Origin of the sequence: Guyparkeria sp. (assembly GCF_046540515.1) — a bacterium.
Lineage (GTDB): Bacteria > Pseudomonadota > Gammaproteobacteria > Halothiobacillales > Halothiobacillaceae > Guyparkeria.
On sequence record NZ_JBKHFB010000119.1, the window covers coordinates 1 to 2659 of the forward strand.

Here is a 2659-nt window from a genome sequence, read left to right on the forward strand (position 1 = left end):
TCGACTCCGAATCCAACGTCCAGGCCGCCTTCTCGCGCCTGTCCGGCTCGAGCGGCTCGGAGAGTTCAAAGGACAAGGACTCGTCCGGCGGCGACTCGTCCGGTCACCAGCACTAAGGGGAGGCAGACATGATCGAAAAACTCATCCACGCCTGCATCCGCCTGCGCGTGCTGGTCGTCCTGCTCGCCGCCCTGCTGGCCGTGGCCGGCTGGGCGAGCTGGAAGGCCACCCCGCTGGACGCCATTCCGGATCTCTCCGACACGCAGGTGATCGTCAAGACCAGCTACCCCGGCCAGTCGCCGCAGGTGGTGCAGGACCAGGTCACCTACCCGCTGACCACCCGCCTGCTGGCCGTGCCCGGCTCGACGGCCGTGCGCGGCTACTCGTTCTTCGGCGACTCCTACACCTACGTCACCTTCGAGGAAGGCACCGACCTCTACTGGGCCCGCTCGCGGGTGCTGGAATACCTCAACCAGGCCAGCGAGGACCTGCCCGAGGGCATCACCCCCAGCCTGGGGCCGGATGCCACCGGCGTGGGCTGGGTGTTCCAGTACGCACTGAACGATCCCACCGGCCAGCATGACCTCTCCGAGCTGACCACGCTGCAGAACTGGTTCCTGAAGTTCCAGCTCGAATCGGTCGAGGGAGTCTCGGAGGTGGCCACCGTCGGCGGAATGGTGCGCGAGTACCAGATCACCGTCGATCCGCAGCGACTGCGGACCTTCGGGATTTCCATCGACCGGGTCCGTGACGCGATCGCCGAGGCCAACCGCGAGGTCGGGGGCGGCGTCATGGAGCGCGGCGGCGCCGAGTACATGATCACCAGCCGCGGCTACCTCTCCTCGGTGGACGACATCGCCCAGATCCCGGTGGGCGTCTCGGACTCCGGCACGCCGATCACGGTGCGCGATCTCGGCCGGGTCGAGGTCGGCCCGGCCGAACGGCGCGGCATCGCGGACCTCGACGGCAAGGGCGAGGTGGTCGGCGGCATCGTGGTCATGCGCCACGGCGAAAACGCCCGCGAGGTGATCGCCGCGGTCAAGGACAAGCTCGAGGACGTGAAGTCCGGCCTGCCCGAGGGCGTGGAGGTGCTGACCACCTACGATCGCAGCGGCGTGATCGAGCGGTCGGTGGCCTTCCTGGAGAAGAAGCTGGTCCAGGAGCTGATCGTGGTGGCCCTGGTGAGCCTGATCTTCCTGTTCCACCTGCGCTCGGCGTTCGTGGCCATCGTCAGCCTGCCGCTGGGCATCCTCGCGGCGTTCATCGTCATGCACTGGCAGGGCATCAACGCCAACATCATGTCGCTGGGCGGGATCGCGATCGCCATCGGCGCGATGGTGGATGCCGCGATCGTGATGATCGAGAACGCCCACAAGCACCTCGCCCGCTACCGAGACCAGCACGGCGAGGCGCCGAAGGGCGATGAACACTGGCATCTGATCGGCCGGGCGGCCGGCGAGGTGGGGCCGGCGCTGTTCTTCTCGCTCTTGATCATCACCCTGTCGTTCCTGCCGGTGTTCGCCCTCGAGGCGCAGGAGGGGCGCCTGTTCGCCCCGCTGGCCTACACCAAGACCTACGCCATGGCCGCGGCCGCGGGCCTGGCCGTTACGCTGGTGCCGGTGCTGATGGGCTACTTCATCCGCGGCCGGATTCCGGCGGAGAAGAGCAACCCGCTCAACCGCTTTCTGATCTGGGGCTACCGGCCGATCCTGGCCGCCGCGCTGCGCTTCCCGAAGAGCGTGCTGGTCGGCGCGCTGCTACTGTTGCTTACCGCCGTGCTGCCGTTCGCCGGCATCTCGGGCTATCTCGCCCCGCTCAAGTGGGCCGGGGACACCGACTGGCAGGCGCAGGTCAGCGAGTGGCAAGGCGATCTCGAGCAACGGTGGCAGGGCCTTTTCGAGGGGGCGCCGCGGCTCGAGTCACTGGGCAGCGGCATGGGCAGCGAGTTCATGCCGCGGCTCGACGAGGGCGATCTGTTGTACATGCCCACTACCCTGCCCGGTCTGTCGGTCGGCGAGGCCCGCCTGCTGATGCAGCAGGTGGACAAGCTGATCAGCGAGGAACCGGAGGTCGAGCGGGTATTCGGCAAGATCGGCCGGGCGAACACGGCCACCGACCCCGCCCCGCTGACCATGATCGAGACCAGCATCACGCTCAAGCCGCGCGAGGAATGGGACGAGGGCGTGACGCTCGACGACCTGATCGAACGGCTCGACGAAAAGGTCGACTTCCCCAGCCTGAACAATTCCTGGGTGATGCCGATCAAGACCCGCATCGACATGCAGACCACCGGCATCCAGTCCCCCATCGGCATCAAGATCACCGGCCCGGACCTCGAGCGGATCGAGGCGATCGGCGAGGAAGTCGAGGGGGCGCTCAAGGGCCTGCCCGGCACGCGCAGCGCGATGGCCGATCGCACCTCGGAGGGTCGCTACGTGGTGATCACCCCGGACCGCGCCAAGGCCGCGCGCGTGGGGCTGAACATCGGCGAGATCCAGCGCGTGATCAGCCTGGCCGTCGGCGGGGTGAAGGTCACCGACACGGTCGAGGGTCTGGAGCGCTTCCCGGTGAGCCTGCGCTACCCGCAGGCCGACCGCGACTCGGTGGAGAAGCTGCGCGACCTGCCGATCGTCACGCCCACCGGGGCGACCGTGGCGCT

The 2659-nt window shown here is 68.1% G+C and carries 1 protein-coding gene; it reads left to right on the plus strand.

The window, feature by feature from the left end; translation table 11 throughout:
* Positions 1 to 128: 128 nt before the first annotated feature.
* Positions 129 to 2659, plus strand: a 2531-nt coding sequence (locus ACLFRM_RS09340; RefSeq protein ID WP_410755467.1) for an efflux RND transporter permease subunit, incomplete at its 3' end; no start/stop codon positions are given.